The 23,292-nt window shown below is 64.4% G+C and carries 29 protein-coding genes; 27 read left to right on the top strand and 2 right to left on the bottom strand.

Going from position 1 to position 23,292, the window contains the following annotated elements; genetic code table 11:
* Positions 1 to 23: 23 nt before the first annotated feature.
* From ACODT0_RS04100 to ACODT0_RS03985, 24 genes are all read left to right on the top strand, one after another.
* The gene (locus tag ACODT0_RS04100; RefSeq protein WP_489040656.1) at positions 24 to 377 is read left to right on the top strand and encodes a HeH/LEM domain-containing protein; all 354 of its coding nucleotides are present in this window, start codon (positions 24 to 26) and stop codon (positions 375 to 377) included.
* Positions 374 to 724, top strand: a complete 351-nt coding sequence (locus ACODT0_RS04095) for a head-tail connector protein (RefSeq protein WP_489040655.1) — start codon at positions 374 to 376, stop codon at positions 722 to 724. Before ACODT0_RS04100 ends, ACODT0_RS04095 begins: the two co-directional genes overlap by 4 nt.
* Before the next feature lies 1 nt (position 725).
* On the top strand, positions 726 to 1,058 hold the full coding sequence (locus ACODT0_RS04090; protein WP_489040654.1) for a phage head closure protein: 333 nt from the start codon (positions 726 to 728) through the stop codon (positions 1,056 to 1,058).
* Positions 1,051 to 1,323, top strand: coding sequence for a hypothetical protein (locus ACODT0_RS04085; RefSeq protein WP_489040653.1), 273 nt, complete (start codon positions 1,051 to 1,053; stop codon positions 1,321 to 1,323). The genes ACODT0_RS04090 and ACODT0_RS04085 overlap by 8 nt, the downstream gene beginning before the upstream one ends.
* Positions 1,316 to 1,822, top strand: a complete 507-nt coding sequence (locus tag ACODT0_RS04080; protein WP_489040652.1) for a hypothetical protein — start codon at positions 1,316 to 1,318, stop codon at positions 1,820 to 1,822. The genes ACODT0_RS04085 and ACODT0_RS04080 overlap by 8 nt, the downstream gene beginning before the upstream one ends.
* A complete protein-coding gene (locus ACODT0_RS04075; protein ID WP_489040651.1) occupies positions 1,822 to 2,199 on the top strand; it encodes a DUF3168 domain-containing protein in 378 nt (125 codons plus the stop codon). Before ACODT0_RS04080 ends, ACODT0_RS04075 begins: the two co-directional genes overlap by 1 nt.
* Positions 2,200 to 2,258: 59 nt before the next feature.
* Positions 2,259 to 3,995 carry a phage tail tube protein gene (locus ACODT0_RS04070; RefSeq protein WP_489040650.1) on the top strand — a complete coding sequence of 579 codons (1,737 nt, stop codon included), beginning with the start codon at positions 2,259 to 2,261 and terminating at the stop codon, positions 3,993 to 3,995.
* 131 nt (positions 3,996 to 4,126) lie between these two features.
* A complete protein-coding gene (locus tag ACODT0_RS04065) occupies positions 4,127 to 4,585 on the top strand; it encodes a phage tail tube protein (RefSeq protein ID WP_489040649.1) in 459 nt (152 codons plus the stop codon).
* Positions 4,582 to 4,986, top strand: coding sequence for a hypothetical protein (locus ACODT0_RS04060; RefSeq protein ID WP_489040648.1), 405 nt, complete (start codon positions 4,582 to 4,584; stop codon positions 4,984 to 4,986). The genes ACODT0_RS04065 and ACODT0_RS04060 overlap by 4 nt, the downstream gene beginning before the upstream one ends.
* The gene (locus tag ACODT0_RS04055; RefSeq protein ID WP_489040780.1) at positions 4,899 to 5,222 is read left to right on the top strand and encodes a phage tail assembly protein T; all 324 of its coding nucleotides are present in this window, start codon (positions 4,899 to 4,901) and stop codon (positions 5,220 to 5,222) included. Before ACODT0_RS04060 ends, ACODT0_RS04055 begins: the two co-directional genes overlap by 88 nt.
* Positions 5,219 to 7,957 (top strand): phage tail tape measure C-terminal domain-containing protein, encoded by a 2,739-nt coding sequence (locus ACODT0_RS04050; protein WP_489040647.1) that lies wholly within the window; start codon positions 5,219 to 5,221, stop codon positions 7,955 to 7,957. The genes ACODT0_RS04055 and ACODT0_RS04050 overlap by 4 nt, the downstream gene beginning before the upstream one ends.
* Positions 7,957 to 8,547 carry a hypothetical protein gene (locus ACODT0_RS04045; protein ID WP_489040646.1) on the top strand — a complete coding sequence of 197 codons (591 nt, stop codon included), beginning with the start codon at positions 7,957 to 7,959 and terminating at the stop codon, positions 8,545 to 8,547. Before ACODT0_RS04050 ends, ACODT0_RS04045 begins: the two co-directional genes overlap by 1 nt.
* Before the next feature lie 47 nt (positions 8,548 to 8,594).
* Positions 8,595 to 9,131: a hypothetical protein gene (locus ACODT0_RS04040; RefSeq protein ID WP_489040645.1), complete on the top strand. Its 537-nt coding sequence runs from the start codon at positions 8,595 to 8,597 to the stop codon at positions 9,129 to 9,131.
* Positions 9,128 to 9,523 (top strand): DUF6950 family protein, encoded by a 396-nt coding sequence (locus ACODT0_RS04035; protein ID WP_489040779.1) that lies wholly within the window; start codon positions 9,128 to 9,130, stop codon positions 9,521 to 9,523. The genes ACODT0_RS04040 and ACODT0_RS04035 overlap by 4 nt, the downstream gene beginning before the upstream one ends.
* Positions 9,524 to 12,580 (top strand): phage tail protein, encoded by a 3,057-nt coding sequence (locus ACODT0_RS04030; protein WP_489040644.1) that lies wholly within the window; start codon positions 9,524 to 9,526, stop codon positions 12,578 to 12,580.
* A gap of 63 nt (positions 12,581 to 12,643) precedes the next feature.
* Entirely contained in the window at positions 12,644 to 13,504 is an 861-nt protein-coding gene (locus tag ACODT0_RS04025; RefSeq protein ID WP_489040643.1) for a hypothetical protein, read from the top strand.
* A gap of 5 nt (positions 13,505 to 13,509) precedes the next feature.
* Entirely contained in the window at positions 13,510 to 14,004 is a 495-nt protein-coding gene (locus tag ACODT0_RS04020) for a DUF4376 domain-containing protein (RefSeq protein WP_489040642.1), read from the top strand.
* A 79-nt stretch (positions 14,005 to 14,083) separates the two neighbouring features.
* Complete coding sequence (locus tag ACODT0_RS04015; RefSeq protein ID WP_489040641.1) at positions 14,084 to 14,395, top strand: hypothetical protein; 312 nt, start codon at positions 14,084 to 14,086, stop codon at positions 14,393 to 14,395.
* Position 14,396: 1 nt separating this feature from the next.
* Complete coding sequence (locus ACODT0_RS04010) at positions 14,397 to 14,696, top strand: hypothetical protein (protein WP_489040640.1); 300 nt, start codon at positions 14,397 to 14,399, stop codon at positions 14,694 to 14,696.
* Between the two features lie 2 nt (positions 14,697 to 14,698).
* The gene (locus ACODT0_RS04005) at positions 14,699 to 15,274 is read left to right on the top strand and encodes a glycoside hydrolase family 19 protein (protein WP_489040639.1); all 576 of its coding nucleotides are present in this window, start codon (positions 14,699 to 14,701) and stop codon (positions 15,272 to 15,274) included.
* Positions 15,271 to 15,813, top strand: coding sequence for a DUF2514 family protein (locus ACODT0_RS04000; protein WP_489040638.1), 543 nt, complete (start codon positions 15,271 to 15,273; stop codon positions 15,811 to 15,813). The genes ACODT0_RS04005 and ACODT0_RS04000 overlap by 4 nt, the downstream gene beginning before the upstream one ends.
* 135 nt (positions 15,814 to 15,948) lie before the next feature.
* Positions 15,949 to 16,473 carry a hypothetical protein gene (locus ACODT0_RS03995; RefSeq protein WP_489040637.1) on the top strand — a complete coding sequence of 175 codons (525 nt, stop codon included), beginning with the start codon at positions 15,949 to 15,951 and terminating at the stop codon, positions 16,471 to 16,473.
* A 1-nt stretch (position 16,474) separates the two neighbouring features.
* Positions 16,475 to 17,275, top strand: a complete 801-nt coding sequence (locus ACODT0_RS03990; protein ID WP_489040636.1) for a hypothetical protein — start codon at positions 16,475 to 16,477, stop codon at positions 17,273 to 17,275.
* Positions 17,275 to 17,733, top strand: coding sequence for a hypothetical protein (locus ACODT0_RS03985; protein WP_489040635.1), 459 nt, complete (start codon positions 17,275 to 17,277; stop codon positions 17,731 to 17,733). Before ACODT0_RS03990 ends, ACODT0_RS03985 begins: the two co-directional genes overlap by 1 nt.
* 264 nt (positions 17,734 to 17,997) lie before the next feature.
* Here the strand turns inward: ACODT0_RS03985 and ACODT0_RS03980 are convergent, their stop codons facing one another.
* A complete protein-coding gene (locus tag ACODT0_RS03980; RefSeq protein ID WP_489040634.1) occupies positions 17,998 to 18,345 on the bottom strand; it encodes a hypothetical protein in 348 nt (115 codons plus the stop codon).
* Positions 18,346 to 18,704: 359 nt separating this feature from the next.
* On the bottom strand, positions 18,705 to 18,863 hold the full coding sequence (locus ACODT0_RS03975; RefSeq protein ID WP_172705375.1) for a hypothetical protein: 159 nt from the start codon (positions 18,861 to 18,863) through the stop codon (positions 18,705 to 18,707).
* A 216-nt stretch (positions 18,864 to 19,079) separates the two neighbouring features.
* On the opposite strand from ACODT0_RS03975, the gene ACODT0_RS03970 reads away from it, so the two are divergent.
* The 3 genes from ACODT0_RS03970 to ACODT0_RS03960 all read left to right on the top strand — a co-directional run bounded on the left by ACODT0_RS03970 (position 19,080) and on the right by ACODT0_RS03960 (position 23,289).
* Positions 19,080 to 20,675: a class I SAM-dependent methyltransferase gene (locus tag ACODT0_RS03970; RefSeq protein WP_489040633.1), complete on the top strand. Its 1,596-nt coding sequence runs from the start codon at positions 19,080 to 19,082 to the stop codon at positions 20,673 to 20,675.
* 58 nt (positions 20,676 to 20,733) lie between these two features.
* Positions 20,734 to 22,467 carry a gamma-glutamyltransferase gene (ggt, locus tag ACODT0_RS03965; RefSeq protein ID WP_261210230.1) on the top strand — a complete coding sequence of 578 codons (1,734 nt, stop codon included), beginning with the start codon at positions 20,734 to 20,736 and terminating at the stop codon, positions 22,465 to 22,467.
* 90 nt (positions 22,468 to 22,557) lie between these two features.
* Positions 22,558 to 23,289 carry a pseudouridine synthase gene (locus ACODT0_RS03960; RefSeq protein ID WP_057589615.1) on the top strand — a complete coding sequence of 244 codons (732 nt, stop codon included), beginning with the start codon at positions 22,558 to 22,560 and terminating at the stop codon, positions 23,287 to 23,289.
* Positions 23,290 to 23,292: the final 3 nt, after the last annotated feature.

Below are 23,292 nucleotides of genomic sequence, written 5' to 3'. Positions count from 1 at the left end.
CCCAACCTTTCAGGAGAATCGAAATGGACCTGATCCAAGTCGAGATCACCACGACCGCGCACACCCATCGCTACGGCACGCTCGCCACGGGCGACATCCTGCGCACCGATGCGGCTTTCGCGCGCCACCTGGTCAAGGAAGCGAACTGCGCGCGCTACGTCAATGCGACCGACGATGTCGAGCCGCCGAAGGGTGCCGAGACCACGGTGGGCGGCCAAGCGGGCGAACAGGCCGGCGGCAACTCGAAGCCGTCCGACGGCCTCAAGGTGAGCGAGCTGATCGCCGCACTCGAGGCCAAGAAGATCCCGATCCCCGACAACGCCAAGAAGGCCGACCTGCAGGCGCTGCTGGATTCGGCGCCGCAGGCCAGCGAATGAGCGTCACGGCGCTGGCGGACGTGAAGGCGGCGCTCCGCTACATCCACAGCGCCGACGACCTGATGCTTCAGAAGCATCTGGACGCGAGTGAGGGGCAGATCTGCCGGTATCTCAACCGCGTCCAGCTGCCGACGATCCCGCAGGACTACCCGCCGTTCTTCGATGCCGAGGGGGTGCCACTCCCCGAGGTGGTGGCAACGCCCTCGAATGTCGCGCCCGAGGTCTACCCAGCCGTGTGTCTGCTGGTGCAGGCCAAGGCCGACGCAGCGTCGCCGGCCGACATCGAGGCGTTGACGAAGGCTGCTGAGCAGCTGGTGCGTCCGTATCGCGTTTCCATGGGGATCTGACATGCTCGCACCGCGCCTTCGGCACCGCGTCGACATCGGCGCCTTCAAGACGGTTCAAGACCAGACGGACGGCACCCAAACGGAAAGCTGGGTGCCCGCCTTCAGCTCGGTGCCTGCGGAGATCACGCCGCTTTCCGGCTCCGAGCTGCTGTCCGCCGCCGCCGCGCAGAGCAAGGCCACCGCGCGCATTGTGATCCGCGCCGGCCTGGCGCTCGTCGAAACCATGCGGATCAAGCACGGGGACGACCTCTACAACATCGTCGCGGTCATCGACGACCCGACGTTCGCTCGGCACGTTTCGATCCTCGCCGAGAAAGGACTGCGCAATGGCTGAGATCCTGCTTCCCCACACGGGGCGCGGCAAGGAACTGCGGGAGCTGCTGTGCGAGGAGCTGGGCATCCCGGCCGGCGTGCAGTGGTTCGAGGTTCGCTTCGCGTTGCGCGAGCCGGTGTCTGTGCAGTGCGCGTTCCTTCCCCGGGTGGCCGAGGCTGAGACGGAGGAGGAAGAGGGCGACGAGGAGCGTGTCGACGTTTCGTCGCTCGACGACGACGGGCCAGTCTACTTGCCAGTGACCAACGCGGCGGATCTCGATGGCTGACACCCGCACCTTGAAGGGGCTCGACGAGGTGCTCGACAAGCTGAGGAGCTTGCCCCCTGAGATCGCGAGCAAGAACGGCGGGCCCGTGAAGGCGTCGCTGCGCAAGGGCGGCGTCGTGATCCAGAAGGCCATGAAGGCCAACATCCAGCGCGTGACGCGCGACACCGAAGCCGAGGGCTTCACCAGCACGCGGGTGCTGGAAAACGCCGTGGTGGTGCGCCGTGACTCGAACCCGCAGCGCGCGGGCGCGAACGAGCGGTATCGGGTGCTGATCGCCCGAGGCCGGAAGTACGGCGACCGCAAGAACAAGAACGGCAAGCCGGTCACGGCGGTGATGACGGGGCGGTGGCTCGAGGGCGGCAGCGAGAAGCAGCCGGCCGAGCCGTGGGCCACGCCGGCCTATTTCTCGGCGCGTGAGGAGGCGCTCTCGACGGTTGAGAAGGATCTCGCCGCCGGGGTCGAAAAGGCGATCCGGAAGGTCGCGAAAGGAAAGGGCTGATGCTGCCTCTGCTGTTCCCTCTGTTCAAGGCCGCGCCGGCCGTCCTGGCCCTGATCGGCACAGGGGCCTCGGTTGACGATCCCGTGCGGGTGTACCGGCATGGCACGGCGCCCCAGGGTGTGAAGGTTCCCTACGTGACGTGGGCCGTGCCTGGCGGTGCGCCTGACAACGATCTGCAGGGCGCCGCTGCCGACTTCGCGCGCGTGCACGTCGACTGCTGGGCGGACGACGACAAGCAGGTCGAGCTGCTCGCCAACGCGGTGCGCGCGGCGCTCGAAAAGGGCGGCGTGTGCGTGGCCTTCATCGCTGACGGCCGCGACTTCGAAACCCAGCGCTTCCGCATGGGCTACGCCTTCGACTTCATCACGCCCAAGTGATTCGGGCCTCTCTCAACACCGGCCGCCTCGTGCGGCCTTTTTTCTGCCGGACCTGAACCATGGGCACTGTCATCAAGAGCCAGAAGACCGAGGCCTTCTGGGCGACCAGCACGGGCGAGGTCATCAAGGCTACCGCGGTGTCGGGCATCGAAGGTATCGAGGGCGCTCGCGAGGCGATCGACACCTCGGACCTCGCCACGGGCGCCGACGGGACCTGCGTGGCGGGCGTCGCCAGCCCGCGGCCGGTCACGCTGTCGTTCAACGTGAAGAGAGGCGAGGTCGCGCATCGTGCGCTGCTGAAGCTGCGCGACAGCGGCGACATCGTCTCGTGGGGCATCTACAGCTCGGATGCGGCGACGCAGCCGGTCGCGGCCGGCGGCATCCTGCAACCGGCGTCGGGCCGGGTGTCGATCCGCTTCATGGGTTTCGTGTCCAACTTCACGATCCGGATGCAGTCGAACGACCTGTGGCGCGGGACGATCCAGATCCAGCGCAGCGGCGGCTTCGACTACGACCTGCAGACGGTCGAGGAGGAAATCCTCTCGATGTTCGGGGACGGCTCGCAGGGCGCCTGGTTCGATCCGGCCGACATGAGCACGCTGTTCCAAGACGCCGCCGGCACCATGCCGGTCACGGCGCTCGAGCAGGCGGTTGGACTGATGCTCGACAAGTCCGGACGCGGGAATCACGTCTCGCAGGCCGTTGCAGCTGCGCGGCCGGTGCTGAGTGCGCGCGTCAACATGCTGACCTACAGCGAGCAGTTCGAGAACGCCGCGTGGGGAAAGACCACGGGCGGTACCGGGACTGCGCCTGCAGTGACCCCGAACACGCAGGTCGCGCCCGATGGCACCATGACTGCCGACGAAGTGATCTTCTCGATCGCTGGCGGCACGACGGCCTCCGACCTTTCGATGCTATTTCAAACCGCCGGTGGGGTTGCAACCGGAGGAGCCTACTACGGGCGGGTATGGGTCAAAGCTTTGACCGCTGGCGATGTCGGAAAGCGAGTCCTGTTCAGGCATGTGTCTGGAGCGGCCTTTTTGAACTACGTCCTCACCGCCGATTGGGTGGAAATTGGTCGGTCGGAGGTGGCTGTGGGTGGAGGTTTTTTCCAGCTCACGGTGCGCGGCGACATCTTGCCGGCGGCGGGCAGTGTGGGTGTGGCGATCTGGGGTGCTCAGCTCAACGCAGGGGCGGCACCCATGCCGTACCAGCGCATTGCCGCCGCGACGGACTACAACGCCTCGGGTTTCTCGCGCTATCTGCGTTTCGATGGTTCAAACGATTGCCTGTTCACGAGTGGCAATGTCGACATGTCGGGGACGGATAAGCTGACCCTATCGGTCGGCGCCGCAAAGGCGAGCGACGCGGCCGACGGTTGCCTGGTTGGCTTGGGTGGCTCGCTTTCCAACAATGGTTCCTTCGATCTCTCGGCTCCAGGAAGCGCTGGGGCTGCAAGATTTCAGTACGCATCGAGGGGCACGCTGCAAGTCATTCCGTATACGTCCTCGATGGCATTCAACGCGCCGGTGAGTGCGGTCGTTACTTGCGTGTCCGACATTGCCGCGCCGAGTGCATTGCTAAGAGTAAACGGCGTACTGGTGTATGCGCACACGGGGCCGCAGGGGGGTGGCCGCTTCAGCTCCTATCCGTTGTTCATTGGCAGGCGCAACAACGCTTCGACTCCCTTCAACGGGAATTTGCATGGCTTGCTGCTGATCGGGCGGCTGCTTTCAGCCAATGAGATGACCGCAGCCGAAGGTTTTGAGGCCGCAAAAACCGGGATTACTCTGTGATGCACGCCGACGTGAGGGGGCCGCCGGACACCCCATAGACCAACACCTGCACCCACACCACGGGCCGCCTTGCGCGGCCCTTTTCTTTTTCTCTCCCGCATCTCTCGAAAGGCAAGATCATGGGAACTGTCATGAAGACGCAGAAGACCGAGCTCTACTGGGCTTCGGGTCCGACTGCAGCGACGAAGGCGGTCGGCATCTCCGGCATTACGGGCCTGGGCGGCCCGGCCGACCAGATCGAAACCACCGACCTCGACAACCCCGAGGACAAGACCTTCGTCGGCGGTCTCGGCACGCCCGGCCAGGTCACGCTGGCTTTCAACCCCCAGCGGGTCGAGGCGACGCAGGCCTCGCTGCTGGCGCTCAAGACGAGCAAGCAGGTCGTCTCCTGGGGCATCTACAGCTCCGACGCTGCGACGGCGCCGACGGCGGTGGCGAGCAAGCTGCAGAAGGTCATCGGCCGCGCGTCGCTGATCTTCGACGGCTTCGTCTCGGACGTCACCTACGACATCTCGGGCAACAACATCTGGAAGGGGACCATCACCATCCAGCGTGCGGGCCCGGTGGTGGGTGACCTCAACACGCCATGAGCAAGTACGACGCACTGCTGGTCTCGCCCGAGATCCACAAGCGCGAGATCACGCTCTCGGACGGCAGCAAACACGAGCTGCATTTCCGCGAGCTGTCCGCGGCGACGTACCGCAAGTTCCAGATCCGCGATGCTTCCGAGGATCCGGACGAGCGCGCAGGGGCGCCCGCCTTCCTGATCAGTGAGAGCCTGTGCGAAGCCAACGGCATGCCGGCCCTTACCTACGAGCAGGCGCTGCAGCTCAAGCCGAACCCGATGAACAAGCTGTTCCTCGAGGTGATCGCCTTGAACGGCGGGGGTGAGCGAAAAAACGCATCCGAGAGCGCGGAGAACAGTGGTTCTGGCACGTCCTCGCTCTCGCCCTCGGTGGCCGAACCATCGCCGAGTGGCGCGAAGCCCTGACGGCGGCTGAGTTTCAGGACTGGATCGACTTCTACTGCGAATACCCCTTCGACGACTTCCATCGCTTCCACCGGCCGGCTGCGCTGGTGGCGGCGATGGGGTGGAGGGGTGACGGCAACGTGCAGCCGTTCATCGACTACTTCGATCCCCCGGTGAGGGTGGACGAAGACCACACCGACGCCGATCGCGACTTGTTCGCGGCAATCGGCCTTCTTCGATCAGGTAGCGTTTCATGAGCACCACCCTTGGCAGCATCGTCGTCGACCTGCTGGCCCGCACCGGGTCATTCGAGACCGACATCAACCGTGCAGCCAAGACGGCCGAGAAGCGCGCGAAGGAAATCGATTCCGTAGTCAGCAAGGCCGGGGAGAGGATCGGCGCCGCACTCGGAGCGGCAGGCATCGCCGCCGTCTACTTCGGCAAGCAGATCATCGACGGCCTCGATGCACTGAACGACGTCGCGGATGTAACCGGCGCCACGATCGAGAACATCAGCGCGCTGGAAGATGTCGCCATGCGCACCGGCACCACGATGGATGTGGTGACCGGCGCGATGGTGAAGTTCAATGCTTCGCTGAAGGAGGCCGACGGGAAAAATGGCATCTCGATCGCGCTGCAGAAGATCGGTCTCGATGCCAAGCAGCTGAAGAGCATCGACCCGGCCGAGGCACTTCGACTGACCTCGGTTGCGCTGGCCGGCTACACCGACGATGGCAACAAAGCGCGGCTCGTCCAAGAGTTGTTCGGCAAGTCGGTCAAAGAGGTGGCTCCTTTCCTGAAGGACCTGGCCGAACAAACGCAGCTCGTCGGCAAGGTGACCGGCGAGCAGACGGCAAACGCGGAGGCCTTCAACAAGCAGCTGTTCGCGCTCAAGACCAATGCGACGGATGCAGGCCGCGCCCTCATGACCGACTTGCTGCCGGCCATGACCCAGTTTCTCCAGAACGCGCGCGACATCGCGAAGCTGGGGGGCTTGGGCCTGATCGTGAAGGATGCGGCCAAAGACATGGTTGGCTTCGGCAAGATGACCGGCGACAACGGCGCCGACATCAAGCAGTTCATGCGAGAGCGCGAACGCCTGCAGAAGGATCTGGAATTCTCGACGCGACGCGGCTTTGCAACGCGCGGTATTGAGGACGCCCTCCAAGAGAACGCCCGCTACCTCGAAGTCTTGCGTGCGAAGCAGCGGAACGAGGTCGCTACCGCGGCTATCGGTCAGGACTACGGCGACGCGCTGTCGCGCAAGCTCAACAAGACTGAAAGTGTCGGCGATATCAATTTCAAGCCCGAGAAGGCAAAGGTCGACAAGTCCGCCGAGCAAGAGGCAAAGGCCCAGCTCGCCTACGACCTCGACGCCATCCGCAAGGGCACGGACCAGCTCAAGGGAGAGCTTGACAACCGCGAGAAGGTGCTCGAGGCCCAGCGCAATGCCAGCCTCATCAGCGAGGCGGACTACTACGAGCAGAAGCGAAAGCTCGTGGAGGAGGCCGATCAGGCCGAGATCGACGCGGCTCGCGACCAGCTGAAGCGGCTCCAGGAGGAACAGAAGAGCCTGAAGGGCAAGGACGCGATCGACAACGACCGCAAGATCAATGACGCGCGCGCGTCGCTCGTGAAGGCCCAGGGCACCGCAGCCACGAACCTGAAGGTGCTCAACATTCAGGCGGCGGACTCTGCTGACAAGCTGCGCACCGCGATGGAAGATGCTCGCGCCGCGGCGCAGTCGCTGCTGGACACGACGAATCGTTCGCGCGCACTAGACGTGTCGGGAATGGGGCAGGGCACGAAGCAGCGGGACTACGACGCAGCGATCAGCCAGATCGAGCAGACCTACGAGCAGCGGCGCCAGGATCTCGAGCGCGACAGTCGCAATGGGAAGTTCACCGGCCGCAAGGCCGATTACGACCGCGAGCTGGCGCTGATCAACGAGTTTCAGCAGAAGTCCGTCGACAGCTTCAAAGCCTACAACGCCCAGATCGACGCGCTCCAGCGCTCTGGCGTGCTCGGCGCATCGGAGGCCGCGAAGAACTACTTCGCTGAGACGCAGAACGCCTACAAGGACACCGAGCAGGCCGTCTCCAATGCCTTCAAGGGCATGGAAGACAAGCTCACCGAGTTCGTGCGAACGGGAAAGCTCGACTTCAAGGGGTTGGTCGATTCGATCCTCGGCGATATTGCGCGCCTGACGATCCGCCAGAACATCACCGGCCCGCTCGCCGGCATGTTGAGCGATGTGCTTGGCGGCCAAGGCCGCGGGCGGGGCAGCTCGCTGACCGGCGACAGCGAGACGGATTTTCTGACCGGGCTTGCTGGCAGCTCCAGCGCTATGCGGGGAGCTGGTGGCGGTTCGAGCGGCGCATCGTGGTTGTCCGGCCTAACGAGCGGTTTCGGGAGCCTGGTGGGTTCGATCTTTTCGGGCTTCGGCTTCGCCGACGGGGGCAATCCGCCGGTAGGGAAGGCGAGCGTCGTGGGCGAACGTGGCCCGGAGCTGTTCATTCCGCAGCAGGCGGGGACGATCATCCCCTCGGAGAAGCTCGAGGCGCTGCCGCTGGATACGCGCGATGCGCAGGTCGAAAAAGCGCTGGCTGCGGCCGGGCTGCGCAACGATCCGGCGGCTGCCAACCTCGAGCGCGCAATGCGGAATATCGTCGGAGCGGCGCCCTTGAAGGCTGGCCCGGGGTTCTCGGGGCTCGGCTTCCAGGAAGGCGGGAACCCGCCGGTCGGCATGGCGAGCCTTGTCGGCGAGCGAGGGCCCGAGCTGTTCGTGCCTCGGCAAGCGGGGACGATCATTCCAAACCACGTTCTCGAAGGCGAGAAATCCGACCGAGGCGAGCGGGACACCGGAACCCACAACTACTACTTCACGGTGGGCGACGTGGCGACGGTGAGCATGGTCAAGAAGGCGGTGGCGGCAGGCCAGCGCCAGGCGGCCGGCGCCTACGCGCGCAGCCAAGCCTATGGGGGTGTCTGATGGCGATCATTCAGCTTCCCGCGGGCTTTGTCCCGCGGGAGTTCTCACTCGAGATGTCGGTGAATCAGCGGGCGTTCGCCTCGCCCTTCAACGGTAGCGAGCAGGTTGTCGACCAGCTCAACGACCGGTGGCTGATCTCCATGACGATGCCCAGCGATCGCACAGTCGACGGAGCCGCCATGGAGGCCTTCATCGGATCGATGCGGGGCATGGTCAACACGGTGAACCTCTGGCACTTCGTGCGACCGGTGCCTCGCGGCACGCTGCGGGGCTCGCCTACGGTGTACGCGCCGCTCTTTCGTGGAGATCCGAACATTCAGGTGGTGGCGCCCCCTGGGACCACTGTGCTTGCCGGAGACTTGGTGGGCTGCGCGGGTGCTCTTTTTATGGCTTCCCAGGATGCTGTCGCAAACGGATCGAGCATCCTCGACATCCGGACGGTGAACCGGTCGCGCGTTGCAGCGTCGGCAGGCACGCCAGTCGTTTGGAACAAACCGACGGCGCCTTTCCGGCTCATAAGCAAGTCGGGCATTCAATACCTACCAGGCTACGCGGCCGGCGCCTCTTTTGATTTCGCGGAGGCGATCTGATGCGTTCTCTAAACGTAGCGGCCCAGGCGGCGCTGTCGAGTCCGGTCGTGCGAATCGTGCAGCTTGTGCTGATGAGCTTCCCTGGCTCAGCGATCGCGCTGAACACTAGCAATTTCGACCTCGTCCATGCTGGGGTGACATATCGAGGTGCCGCGGGACTGGGCTCGCTGAGTGCCATCGAAAGCAGCACTGGCGAAGTGAAGGGTCTTGCCTTCGAAATGTCCGGCGTAAGCAGTGAGGCGGTCGCACTTGCGATGGACGATAGTGCCGTCGTGCAGGGGACGCCAGTCGCGATTCGAACCGCGATCCTTGACGACAACCTTCAGGTAGTCGACGCGCCGGTGGAGTGGTCGGGTCGGCTTGACACCATGACGATCGAGGAAGACGGGGAAACCTGTTCGGTCGCAGTGACGGCCGAAAGCACGCAAGTGGATCTGCTTCGCGGGAACTCGCTCACCTACAGCAATGCCGACCAGCAAATGCTCTCACCTGGCGATCGGGCTTTCGAATACGTCGCCTCTCAGGCAAGCGTTCCTGTTGTGTGGCCGGCGAAAGAGTGGCTGAAAGCCATCGGGCCGCGATGAGGCGGCCGGACTGGCAACAGCGCCTCTCGGACTACTTGGCAGCGCGAGAGATGATGCCGTTCGCTTGGGGATCGAACGACTGCTGCACGTTCGCAGCCGGGGCAGTCGAGGCAATTTCAGGCGTCGATCACGCAAGTGCGTTTCGCCGCTACGAGGGGGCCCGCTCTGCCGGGGCGCTGCTTCGGGCAGCAGGCGGTCTTCGCGTGCTGGTTTCATCCGCTCTAGGGCCATCGATGTCCCCAAATATGGCGACTGTGGGCGATGTCGTGTTGATGTTGAACAAAGGGCGAGAGCTACTCGGGATCTGCAACGGTACGAGCGCATTTGCGCCCGGCGCGGATCGAACGGTGGTTCTCAGCATGGAAGCCGCCTGCGCGGCATGGAAGGTTTGAATGCCACAAGCAATCGCGTACGGACTTGCGGCGGTGTTCACGAGCGGTGTCATAACCACGGCAATCACCGTCGCTTCGTATGCCATCACACTGATCGGCACCATTGCGCTGAGCTCATACCAGAAGCGAAAAGCCGAGCGGGCGCAGCGCTCGCAATGGGATGCTGCGCAGGTCGACCGCATGGTCAACGTGCAGACCACGGTCATGCAGCGCGAGCTGGTGCTCGGGCGAGTGCGGAAAGGCGGTGGCGTCTACTTCCGCGCGAGCGCAGCGCCGTACAACTCGGTGTTCGTATGCTGCATTGCACTGGCCGCGCATGAGATCGACGGCGTCGAGCGCGTCTACTTCAACGACCAGCCTATCGATCTGGACGGCGACGGAAACGTGACCACCGCGCCGTGGGGGCGCTACTTCTCGGAGTCCGATCGTGCGTCCATGACGGGCACGTCGGTGACCCTCTCGCATCCTCCGATCGCCGGATCAGTCACTGTTGTTCGCTCGAAGAACATCTATCAGGACTCGGCCGAGCGAGAGGTGTTGCAGTACACCTTGAGCGGGCAAACCGTCACCATCCAATCGTTCGACCCGTCGTCGAACTATGAGGTGACCTACCAGTGGACCAACTTCCTCAGTTTTGCCCGGGTCTATGTCTATCGGGGCACGCCAGACCAGCCTGCGAACACACGGATGATGTCGCTCTTCCCGGGAACGTGGACGCCGGCACACCGCGCCGCTGGCGTCGCCTATCTTGAGTGCGAGTTCGTCTACGAAGAGAGTGCCTTCCCCAGCGGATTGCCGAGTGTCACGGCCCTGGTGCGTGGTGCAAAAGCTTTTGACCCGCGTGACGGACAGACGCGGTTCACCGAGAACCCGGCGATCATGATGCGCCATGTTCTGACGCATCCTCGCTTTGGCAAACGCGGCACGATCTCGGCCGCGGAAGATGCGCGCATCGGCGCCGCCGCGAACGCCTGCGACGTGGCCTTCAACTACGACGGCGCCGGCAACGTGCAGTTCTATCGTGCCGCCACAGTGGTGCCCTTCGGCACCGCTGCACGAGATGTGCTGGATGACCTCGCGCAGGCGATGGGTGGTGAGTGGGCCTATTCCGCAGGCGATGAATTTTTTGTTCGGGCCGGTGTTTATCAGGCTCCAGTGATGACGCTGACGGATGATGATGTCGCTGTGGTCCAGCGCAGCATGGACGGCGGTGCGACGCAGAATGCCATCACAGTCAGCCCTCACCGGCCGCGAAACGACAAGGTCAACACCGTGGCGGTTCGGATCTGGGATCAGGCCGCCAACTATGTGATGACGCCCATCACGCCATTCCGCGCTGAAGCGCTGATCGCTGACGACGGTGGCGTGGAGCTCTCGCGCGAGGTGACCATGGCGGCCGTGTTCTATGCGCCGCAGGCCTACCACGTCGCCGGCATCATGCTGCGCGATGCGCGCGACCCGCTCACCGTCACGCTGCCGTTCAAGCTCAAGGCTTACCCGCTGGAGATGTTCGATGGCGTGCGGCTGACCATTGCGCGCTACGGATGGACCAACAAGGAGTTCCGGGTGCTGTCCCGCACCTTCTATCCCGAGGGCTTCGTGGTGCTGACGTTGAAGGAGACGACGGCGCAGATCTTTGCCTACGGCGCTGGTTTCGTGCCGGGCGGGTATGCCGACAACACAGGGCTTCCGAATCCCTGGGACATCCGGGCGCCGCAGGTCACCGCCATCTACAGCGGCGAGAACGAGCTGATTGTTCAGCCCGACGGCACGATCATGAACTCCGTTAGGGTCGTCTGGGATCGCTTGCAGCAGCCGGCGGTGACCACAAACGGCACCATCGAGGTTCAATACCGGGTGGTGCCTAATGGCGACTGGGCGAGCGTTTACGTGCCGGGCAACGCTACCGAGGCGCGAATTCCCGGCCTTGACGATCGCGCCGTGGTGCTGATCAAAACCCGAAGCCGGAACAGCCTAGCTGTCTCGGATTGGAGCGTTGAACAGCGCCACGTCGTCATCGGGAAAACCGAGCCGCCGCCGGACATCGAGAGGCTTTCGATCTCGGGGGCAGTGTTGTCGTGGAGCCTGCCGCGGCGAGTGCCAGACCTGGCGGGCTTCGTGTTCCGCTTCCACTACGGGAACAACCTCGATTGGAACAGCGCGACGCCGTTGCACACGGGCCTGATTACGGACAGCCCCTATTCGATGGTGACCCGTCCCGGCGGCGTTGTCACGATCATGGGGAAGGCCGTAGACACGACGGGTAACCAGTCGCTGGCGACGGCGAACATCGTGATGAACCTCGGTGATCCTTCGATCGCCAACGTGCTCGAGCAGTGGGATTTCAACGCACAGGGCTGGCCGGCGGCCGCGGGCGAGCAATCGGGTTGGTCGCTGGTGGCGGGCAAGCCTACAGCAACGGCCCTCGATTCTTTCTACGGGACCGACGACCAATCTTTCTATACGGCCGACACCGATCCGTTCTACGAGCCAGGGGTGTATTCCCAGATGGTCTACGTGACCGAGTCGATCACCGTGGTGGCAGCGCTGGCCGGCTCGATCATGACGCTGACGGCGCAAGCTGACGGGATCGACTTGCGGATCGAGTATCGGCTCGCGGGCCCGGGCTCCTTCTACGGGCCCGATGCCGCATCGTTCTACGGACCTGACGCGGATCCGCGATACGGCCCGCCGGGCGATTGGCTGCCGTGGCCCGGCCAGGTGGTGGCGAAGCAAGACGCCTATCAATTCCGCGTGACCATCGGAGCCGGGCCGGAGCAGGGGATTCTCCAAGGGCTCGTCCTGACCATCGATGCGCCGGATCTAGAGGAGGTGCTTGCGGACGTGGCGATATCGGCTGCGGGTACGGTAATCCCCTACACCAAGCCGTTCGCGGCGATCAGGACCGTGCAGGCAACGCTGCAGGTCAATGGCGGCGGCGCGAGGACGGTCGAGATCAGCAAAGCCAACCCGCTCTCCCCGGTGATCCGCGCGCTGGACTCCTCGGGAGCAGCGGTTTCTGGCGCAACTGCTGACATCACTATCCGCGGCTACTGAGCCGCCCACCACTCCAACCCCAGGCCTGCCGCGTGCAGGCCTTTTCATTTCTACGAGGTCAACATGCCAGCACCACCCGCCAAAGCGGAGATCTCCGCGCCGTATCCGAATCCTTCAAACGCGACTGCGCGAACGGGTTTCGGCAAGCTGTGGGACTATGTCACCGGTCTACTCGGCTCTACTGGCAACGCTCCAGAGGCGCGCGTCGCCCTTGGGTTCGGCCCCACCATCAGCCGAAGACAGCGGCTGATCAACAGCACGTTCGTGGTGAACCAGCGCAACGCTTCTACTACGGTCACCCTTGCGGCCGGCGCCTATGGGCACGACCGATGGAAGGCTGGTGCGAGTGGCTGCACCTATTCGACAACTGTCGTTGGCCCCGACCTGCAGATCAACATCACGGCCGGTAGCCTCGTGCAGGTGGTCGAAGGCGTGAACGTGGAGGGCGGCGACTACACGCTCTCGTGGCAGGGAACGGCCCAGGGCAAGATCGGCGCCGGTGCGTTCGGTGCAACGGGGCTCACCGCATCGACCGTGACTGCCGGGGCGAACCTGGCCGTCGAATTCCGAACCGGCACCGTGCGCATGCCGCAGCTCGAGCCGGGCCTGATTGCTACCCCCTACGAGCGGCGGCCGTTGGACGCAGAAGTGTCCGCGTGCCAGCGCTACTACGAAGTCGGCTCGGGCCTGAACGCAGGCTATGCCGGGGTCGCAGGGGCAGGTGTGCCTTATCAGACGCCTGTGATCTTCAAGGTGACGAAGCGCGCAACGCCAACGCTCGGCTACACGGTGTCGGCCAACAGCAACGTAACCGCGTTCGACGTGCGAAATGCGGACGTTCAGGGCGCGCAGTGGCACTGCGAGGCCACCGCCGTGGGAACTTTCATCTGGTCCGGCAAGTGGACTGCGAACGCGGAGCTGTGAACCCCATGTACATCACCTACGACACCTACATCGCTCGTGTCGCTGACTCGGCGCGCATCCCGCTCGACGCGGAGAACAGCGACTACCTCGAATACCTCGCATGGGTCGAGGCGGGGAACACGCCGCAAGGGCCGGCGCAGCCAACGGAGCAGGAGAGGCGCGAGGCCCTGAAGGCGGCGGCCACCGCCAAGCGCTGGGCTTGCGAAACCGGGGGGCTCACGCTGCCGTCGGGGGCGCGGGTGCGAACTGCGATCGAGGATCAGAACCGGATTGCCTCAGTCATTGCGACGGCCCAACTCGCAGGAGTCACGGAGGTGGATTTCAAGGGCGAGGATGGTTGGCTCACGCTGCCGATCTCCGATGTGCAGCAGATCGCCGCGGCAGTGGGTCTGCATGTGCAAGCCTGCTTCTCCGCCGAGCGTGCCCACCACGCGGCCATCGATGCGCTCGACGCGGAGGACCTCGACGACTACGACGTGTCGACTGCGTGGCCGGCGTAGTGCCTGGTTCTATCGAGCGCAGCTCTCCTTGTTGTTCCTGCCCGCCTTGCGCGGGCTTTTTCTTGGCCGAAAGGACCTCATGACCAACCTTGATCCGGACGTGCTGATTGCGAAGGCTGCCGGCGTGGCGGGCGCACTCGTTTCGATGCGCTTCCTACAGGGCACCTGGCCGCAGCGGCTCAGCACCGCATTTTGCGGAGCGCTCCTCAGCTACTACGTCGCTCCCTACGTGTCACTGCGCATCGGCATTCCCGAGGGCTTCTGCGGCTTCCTTATCGGCCTCTTCGGCATGGCGATCGCATCGCGCATGTGGGAGTGGATTCAATCCACGCCGGTCGCGGCGCTGTGGGACATCGTTCTGACGAAGTTCAAAAAGCTCATGGGGGTCTGAAATGGAAGGCATCTTCATCACGATGCACGCCGCCGCTTCGGTGGTCTGCTGGTTCATCACCGCTGCGGGCGCAACGGTCGCGGTCTTCTCGCGCCGGATCGAAGACACGGTCACCGAGCGCATCGGCCTTGCGGCCATCGCGATCGGCGCCGTGGGAACGGCCTGCAGGATCATCAAGCAGGGGTGGATCTCTGATGGTGGCCTGCTGGTGTCGGCGGCACTGGCGTTCTACGTCTGCGCGGTGTTCTGGAAGCACTGGCACCGCATTCCGGGATCGAACTCGGACAAGAGGAGAGGGTGACCATGGACGCATTGACCCTGGCGATTTGCACTGGCGCGAAGCTCGAGCGGGCTCAGCTGTTCGCCGACTTGCTGTCGGCCGGCATGGCCTTCTATTCGATCGACACGCCTCTGCGGCAGGCGGCATTCCTCGCGAACGTCGGTCACGAGTCTGGCCGCCTGCAGTTCACGGTCGAAATCTGGGGTCCGACGCCGGCCCAGCAGCGCTACGAGGGCCGCATTGACCTGGGCAACACACTGGCCGGCGACGGCCCCCGCTTTCGCGGGCGCGGGCTGATCCAGACCACCGGGCGGGCGAACTACGTGGCCGCGCGCGAGCGGCTGCGAGGACGATTCGAAGCCGTCCCCGACTTCGAGGCCGCGCCGCAGATGCTGGGCGAACCGCAGTGGGCCGCGCTTTCGGCCTGCGACTACTGGGACATGCGAGGCCTCAACGCGGTGGCCGCCTCCGGTAACTTTGATCACGTCTGCGACCTGATCAACCGTGGGCGGGTCACGCCGGCCGTGGGCGATTCGAACGGATGGTCGGAGCGCCTCGCGCTCTACAACGCGGGCCGCAAGGCACTGGGGCTCGCGTGATCGGACTGCCTGATCTGAAGACGCCGCTGCTGTGGCTGCTGGGCCTGGGGCTCGTGGCGGCCCTGGGTGTGGCCGGCATCGAGCGCACGCGCGCGGCCGGCGCCCGAGTCGACGCCTCGGCGGCGCAGCGCGACCTGGCCGACTACCGCGCTACCGTGGCCGAAGCCGGCCGGCTGGCCGAGCGTGCGGCCCGAACCCAAGAAAAGACCTGGCGCGATCGCGTCGATGGAGTGACCCAAGATGGACAAGCCCAAGTTGCTGCGGCGCGTGATGCCGCTGGTCGTGCTGGCGCTGCTGAGCGCCGGCTGCGCGACGAAGTCGCCGCCTACCTTGCTGCCATCCGAGCCGGCCAGGCGCCCACCGCTGCCGAAGGAAGCCCGGCAGCCGCCGACCTCCTCGATCTGCTTGCCGACTTGTTCGGACGGGCTGACGCGCGAGCGGGAGAACTGGCGCGCATCGCTGACGAAAGGGGCGCAGCCGGCACCACCTGCGAGCGCGCCGCGGACGCGCTGACGGCGCGAACGCCTGCAGAAGACTGATTGTTGTGCCTCGGCTGCAAGGCATCCATCGAAAAATAGGCGGGAGCGGGTAACATCCACCGCCCGTGCTTCCACTACGCATATTGTTACGTGCCACCGCCCCAAAAAAAACCTGCTAAGCCCAGAGCCGTTTCGTTGCGAAACGAAGGCGAAGCGTTGCCTGTAGCACTCCAGCAGCACGAGGATGGGCGACTAACTTTTCAGCTTGCGCTCACTGAACTTGGCGCACCTGAGCGCACCTTCACAGCTGACCGGGTGATGGTCCGGGAGGAAGATGGCGTCTTCCGGCTAATTTTTTGGATGTCAAAAATCTCAGGTCAGGGTGCGCGGGCAATGGTCGAGATTGTGATGGAGGGTGCTGCCATCGACTCATTCCGCGGAACACTTAACGCTCTGCGCGGCAGGGTCGGGGATGCCCCCGGCAAAATGAGCGAGTTGGAGGAAGAGCCTGCCAATGCATTGGCGCTCGCAGCCACATTTGTGAGAATTTCATCCAATGAAATGAATTCGGTGCTGGATTTCTATTCCGCATCCCCATTTTCGATGGAGGCTGCGGGGAATACTGGCGCGTTGCATCTCGTTCCAGTGGTTCGGATAAACACGGTGCGTTTAGTCTTTGCTGCGTTAGCGCAACATTTCATGCCTGCGGTCGAGGAATAACATGGAATCGATTTTCGTAGATGCTTTCGAAGATTTAAAGCCATTCGCTTGGGATAATTCTGATTGGTTGAAGCATCGTGAGCGCCGCAAGAAAAGGACTGCCCCGCGTCCTGGAGTGAATATCAAGATGCTCATAGCGCGCTATTTTGCAGTGGCTGGCATCGCCATCACCATAACTACAGGTGCAATAGCTGGCGCGCAACAGCCCATCCAAACGAATTCGCCTTCCATCTCATATCAAATGAGCAGTGCGTCGCGGGTTGGCGTAAATGCAGGAACGGTGGCGGCTAACTCTGCGATCCATATTGACCTAAAAGCATCGAATGTTTTGCAATCGTCGCAGATTGCAGACTTAGGAGAGCAGTTCTCTGCCGCCGATGTCGCGGTTGCAAAGCCTGATGAAGATGCTTCAATTTCTGCGGTTCGGGCGCGCGACTTGCTGAGCGAACAGAGTCGCAGCTTGGTGAAGGCTCATGGATTTGATCGCATCCAAGGGTTTGCAGAGCTGCCAAATGGCTGGGATTCGGGTGCGGGCGAGCCGCTGAAGTCTGCATCGCTTAGAGCCTTTGACCGGTTTTTCGCGCTAGATACTTTTCGCCCTCGAGACGTAAGCGTCTTTATGTCGACCGATGGGTACTTGATCGCGAATTGGTTGCTTGAAGGCGATAATGCAGTTGAGTTGGAATTTCATGAGAATGAAGTGCATTACTTCAACGAGGCTTCGGGTGATGAGTTTGCTGTTCCCCAGCACAGACTTGGTGAGTTTCGAAAGTTTTTGATCAGGCAGGCATCAAACGGTTAATGGAATCGCAATCGGAGTTGGATGATCGCGAGGAGTTAATCAGGGCTTTGACTCCGCCGCGTTGGGATCCTGTACATCAAAGAGTGAGCGCTTCCGCATTTGTGGATTTCGAAGTTTCGGTTAGCCGAACCGAAGTGCTTCCTTACAAGGATATTGAGAATATATTTGTCAAGGACTTGCACAGGCCCCCACATGCGCCGCTCGAAGCGACTCTTTCGATTTTAGCCGGGCAGGTTAGAACTGCTTGTGTGAGCAACCCTGACTTCCCGACGCTGGTGAAAATCGTTCCAGATCCTATTCACAATGATGCTACCGGCGCATCAGATAATCCTGCTCACGCCCTTGTCAGTGGCTTCGACGAGTTGGGTTCGAAAAAAAAGCTAACTCGAGGGATGTCGAAAGCAATCATTGACGCGGCTGGACCCCCAAAGTTGGTAGTCCTTCAGGGGCAGGGGTAGCCGACTACGTCAATCGGGCGAAGGGCCTTCGCGGCGACGCGAATCAATACTTCGATTGACGGCGACCTTGGAAGGCAGGCCGAGGGATCCTTCGCCCGCAAATCATGGAGCGCTTCTCGCGATGGCCCTATCCACCTGCGAAAGGTCAGCGACGCATTGAGGGACTAGTAGGACAATCCGTGAATAGATACTGGCGGGTTCGCTTCGCTCTGTGGATGGCCAGCTTGAATGGATAGATGAATAGATACCGCGTTGCGCTGCGCGCTATTCGTCGCTGTCGCGCTGGGTAGGGACGACCTGCCAGACCTGGCGGTGTTCCTTGATTCGCAGCTTCCCATCGTCGTGCCAGCACTCGCGTTGGATGCCCGAGATCAGCATACCCGGAGCCTTCCCGTTCGGGAGGATGGTCGGCGCGGACATGTGGAGCATGCTGCGCATCCTGGCGGTGCCGTAGGCCTCCCAGAGGTCAGCCACCGAGGCGTAGGGCTCGGACTCGTGCATGCGATTCATCTCGCCGAACACGACCATGCCGCGCATCGGCTGCAAGCGCTGGTTCGCCGGGATGCGCTCGCCGTCTTCGGCGAGCAGAGGGGTGACAACTGCGTAAAACACTGTACGAGCATACAGTGCGCGATGCCGGCCTCACAATCCAAATTCACTCGTTTCTCACACGTTTTTGGCGTGATGCCTCGAAACCCGCATGAAATAAGGCTCTCGGGATTTTTGCCTGGGGGTTCAAATCCCCCCAGCTCCACCACATTGCCTAAGGCTGGCTCGGACCTATCCGGGCTTGGCGACCCGGGAGGCACTCCCGGGTCGGCCGCACGGCCAAGACCCCCTCTCCATGGATCAGGCACGCGTTTCATCTGCTTGAAGCGCGTGTTCGTGCGTGAAAAGAGCGAGGGGAGAGCGGCAAGGCCGCATGCCTGGTCTCGACGGCGCCGAGCCCAGGTGGCCGTCGGCCAAGGGCGTTATCGCGCCAGTCGGTCGCCGTCGCTGCCCGGCTTGGGCATCGGGCCGTTCGGCCCGCGTTCGGCGCGGATGGCCGACATGACGGCTACCAGCATCGCCCCGACGGCGACACCGGCCAGGAAGACCGACAGAACGAAGGATGGATCGGAGAACTGCATGGTCAGAACGCCGATTTGTACACCCAAAGGTCGCACTTGACGCCGCGAGTCCGGAAGGTCGCGGCATTGTCTTACATGCGGCGGTCCGTCGGAGTTGAGCCCCTCCAGGACAACCCGCCCCCGGCTCTTTTCGCTATCGCGCAGGGCTATATTCGGCGGGCGCCGGCGTTTCACGATTCCGCGCGTTCCCCTCGCATCTTCCTGAAAAGGCTGCCCGTGCCCGACTCCCTGACTTCGGTTCTGACGAGCTACTACGACGAGGTGCCCTACGACTCGCACCCGTTCCCGCAGACGGCGGCGGAGCACCTGGAAGCCACGGCATTTCTCTTCGGCCTCGAAACGCCCGCGCCCGCTCGCGCGCGCGTGCTCGAACTGGGCTGCGCGGCCGGCAACAACCTGATCCCCTTCGCCGAGCGCCACCCCGGCGCGCGCGCGCTCGGCCTCGACCTGTCGTCGGTGCAGATCGCGCAGGGCGTGCAGGCGATCGAGCGGCTGGGCCTGTCGAACGTCGAGGTGAAGACCTTCGACATCTCCGAGGTCGATGCCTCGCTCGGCCAGTTCGACTACATCGTCTGCCACGGCGTCTACAGCTGGGTACCGGGGGCGGTGCAGGACGCGATCCTGCGCGTGTGCTCAGAGAACCTCGCGCCGAACGGCGTGGCCTACGTGAGCTACAACGTGTACCCGGGCTGGAAGGCGCGCGAGATCGTGCGCGACGCGATGATCCTGCGCGGCGGCCCGCGCGACACGCCCGAGGAAAAGCTGTCCTATGCCCGCGGGATGATCGAGTTCCTCGCGCAGTCGGCGCGTCCCGACAGCGTGCTCAAGAAGACGCTCGACGAAACCGCGCCGATCGTGCGCGACGGCGCCACCTCGTACCTGCTGCACGAGTTTCTCGAGCCCTGCAATGCGCCGTGCTACTTCAAGGAGTTCGTCGCGCGCGCCGAGAGCCACGGCCTGGCCTACCTGGCCGAGGCCGAGCCATCGACGATGTTCGTGCAGAACTACGGCACGCAGGTGCGCGACCCGCTGCTGCGCGAATGCGGCGGCAGCCAGGTGCTGATGGAGCAGTACCTCGATTTCCTGGTCAACCGCACCTTCCGCCAGACGCTGCTGGTGAAGCAGGGCCAGGCGCGCCACATCCGCTACCGGCTCGACGCCACGCGCATTCGCGGCCTGCTGTTCGCGGGCGTGTTCCATGGCGACGACGGTGCGCCGCTCACGCTCGACACGCGCGAGCAGAGCTGCACCGCGATCCGCAACGTGAAGGTCACGCTGCGCCAGCCCGTGCACAAGGCGGTCGCGCATGCGCTCGACAGCCACTACCCGCTCGCGCTGAGCGCCGAGGCGCTGGTCGCCTGCGTGTTGCCGCTTCTGAACCAGCCGCGCGAGGCGGTCGAGCCCGCGGTGATGGCGATGCTCGAGGAGATGCTGATCCTCGGCGCGCTGCGCATCCGTCGCACGCCGGTGCCCTCGGTGGCGCAGGTGCCCGCACGGCCGCAGGCCGCGGCCTCGGTGCGCAACGCGCCGGGCCTGGCGCCGGGCCAGGCCCCGTCGGTCGCGGTCTGCAACGGCTGGCACGAGACGGTGGCGCTGTCGCTGCTCGAGCGCGCGTTGCTGCCGCTGCTCGACGGCACCCGTTCGCACGAGGCGCTGGTCGAACACCTCGAGACCGAAGTGCGCGCCGACCGGCTGCGCTTCGTGCGCAATGACGAACGGATGACCGATCCCGAGGCGCTGAGCGCCTTCGCCCGCGAGCAGGTGGCGCTGGCGCTGCGCGACCTGCGGCGCAAGGCGCTGCTCGCCGGCTGAACCTCGCACCACACACACAACCTCCGCAACCAACGACATCTCAAGAGGAGACTTCCAGATGCAACAACTTCCCTCGACCCCGAAGCTGCGCGCGGCGATCGCCGCCGTGCTCGCGCTGGCCGCCGGCGCGTCGCAGGCCGCTTCGCAGGCGCCCGTCGCGGCCGAACACGGCATGGTGGTGAGCGCCCAGCACCTCGCGTCCAAGGTCGGCGTCGACGTGCTCCAGCGCGGCGGCAATGCCGTCGACGCGGCCGTGGCCGTGGGCTACGCCCTCGCGGTGGTCTATCCGGCTGCCGGCAACCTCGGCGGCGGCGGCTTCATGACGGTGCAGCTGGCCGACGGCCGCAAGACCTTCCTCGACTTCCGCGAGAAGGCGCCGCTGGCCGCCACGGCCAACATGTACCTCGACAAGGACGGCAACGTCATCAAGGGCCTGAGCACCAACGGCCACCTGGCCGTGGGCGTGCCGGGCACGGTGTCGGGCATGGAATACGCGCGCGAGAAGTACGGCACGATGAAGCGCGCCGACCTGATCGCCCCCTCGATCCAGCTCGCCGAGAAGGGCTTCGCGCTCGACCAGGGCGACATCGACATGCTCTGGACCTCGACCGCCGACTTCCAGAAGGACCCGGTCTCCGGCGCGATCTTCCTGAACAAGGGCCAGCCCTTCCAGGTCGGCCAGAAGCTGGTGCAGAAGGACCTGGGCAAGACGCTGCGCGCCATCAGCCAGAACGGTCCCGACGGCTTCTACAAGGGCTGGGTGGGCCAGGCCATCGTGGCCTCGAGCCAGGCCGGCAAGGGCATCATCACGCAGGCCGACCTCGACCAGTACAAGACGCGCGAACTGCCGCCGGTCGAATGCGACTACCGCGGCTACCGCGTGATCTCGGCGCCGCCGCCGAGCTCGGGCGGCGTGATCATCTGCGAGATGCTCAACATCCTCGAGGGCTATCCGCTCAAGGACCTGGGCTTCCGCTCGGCGCAGTCGGTGCACTACCAGATCGAGGCCATGCGCCATGCCTACGTCGACCGCAACAGCTACCTGGGCGACCCCGACTTCGTGAAGAACCCGCTCGAGCGCCTGCTCGACAAGGGCTATGCCGAGAAGATCCGCGCCGCCATCGACCCGAAGAAGGCCGGCGTCTCCAAGGACATCAAGCCCGGCGTCGCGCCGCACGAGGGCAGCAACACCACCCACTACTCGATCACCGACCAGTGGGGCAACGCGGTCTCGGTCACCTACACGCTCAACGACTGGTTCGGCGCCAAGGTCACGGCCGCCAAGACCGGTGTGCTGCTCAACAACGAGATGGACGACTTCACCTCGAAGGTCGGGGTGCCCAACCTCTACGGCCTGGTGCAGGGCGAGGCCAACAAGATCGAGCCGGGCAAGCGCCCGCTGAGCTCGATGAGCCCGACCATCGTCTCGAAGGACGGCAAGCCGGTGTTCGTGGTCGGCACGCCGGGCGGCAGCCGCATCATCACGGCCGTGCTGCACACCATCCTCAACGTGGTCGACTACGGCATGAACGTGCAGGAAGCGGTCGATGCGCCGCGCTTCCACCAGCAATGGCTGCCCGACGTCACCAACGTCGAGACCTTCGCGCTGAGCCCCGACACCCGCAAGATCCTGACCGACATGGGCCACAACCTCGGCGTGCCGCAGCCGGCCAACCACCTGGCCGCGATCATCGTGGGCGCGCCCACCCTGGGCGGCAAGCCGGTGGGCAACAACCGCTTCTACGGCGCCAACGATCCGCGCCGCAACACCGGGCTGGCCGCGGGCTATTGAGCGCCGCGAGGAGGGCGCCGGACCGGTCCGCACCTTCTGAGACACTCCAGGGCGGCCGCGTGCGAAGCGCGGCCGCCTTTTCTTTTCGCCATGCAACTGCAAGACATCCTCTATTCCCAGGGCTTCGGCACGCGGCGCGTGTGCGCCGGCCTGGTTCAACAGGGCCTCGTGACCATCGCCGGCGCGGTGGTCGACGATCCCGCCACCGATCTGGACGCGGAAGGCCTGCAGTTCACCGTGCAGGGCACCGCCTGGGCCTACCACGAGAAGGCCTACCTGATGCTGCACAAGCCGGCCGGCACCGAGTGCTCGCAGAAGCCCTCGACCTATCCGAGCATCTACACGCTGCTGCCGTCTCCGCTGCGGCTGCGGCCCAACAAGGGCGCGGTGCAGGGCGTGCAGGCCATCGGCCGGCTCGACCAGGACACGACCGGACTGCTGCTTCTGACCGACGACGGCCAGTTCATCCACAAGATGGGTTCGCCCAAGCACCACGTGCCCAAGGTCTACGAAGTGACGGCCAAGCACCCGATCGACGACAAGCAGATCGCCCGCCTGCTGGCCGGCGTGGTGCTCGACGACGATCCGAAGCCGGTGCGCGCGGCCGCCTGCGAGTCCGACAGCCCGCTGCACCTGCGGCTCACGCTGACCGAGGGCAAGTACCACCAGGTCAAGCGCATGCTGGCCGCGGTGGGCAACCGCGTCGAGGCGCTGCACCGCTCGCGCATCGGCACGGTGGCGCTGCCCGCGGACCTCGCGCCCGGCCAATGGCGCTGGCTGGCGGCGGACGAGGTCGCCGCCTTGCGCGCGCCCGCGAAATAACTG

The sequence above is a fragment of the Variovorax sp. FG153 genome (assembly GCF_057809595.1).
This window is presented reverse-complemented; position numbering and strand designations above follow the sequence as displayed.